Annotated in this window: 1 pseudogene; it reads left to right on the top strand. The window is 44.6% G+C overall.

The features are described from left to right. Window positions 1-242, top strand: a pseudogene (locus NNO02_RS23700) (type VI secretion system contractile sheath small subunit); the annotation flags it as partial.

Raw genomic sequence — 242 nt, 5'->3', positions numbered from 1 at the left:
ATAACTAAAAACAATTTCGATGCTGTTCTTTCTGATTATTCCCCCAGAGTCGACCTCACTGTTAAAAATACGCTTGCTGATGACGGCAGTGAGGACACCATCAGTCTGACATTCAGAACATGAAAGATTTCTCACCGGAACAGGTTTCCAGACAAATACCCCAGCTGAAAGCCATGCTTTCCATGCGCAACCTGCTGCGTGATTTAAAGGCCAATCTGCTGGATAACCAGGCTTTTCGAAAG

Source organism: Citrobacter sp. Awk 2 (genome assembly GCF_028069815.1).
Classification (GTDB): Bacteria; Pseudomonadota; Gammaproteobacteria; order Enterobacterales; family Enterobacteriaceae; genus Citrobacter.
This window is presented reverse-complemented; position numbering and strand designations above follow the sequence as displayed.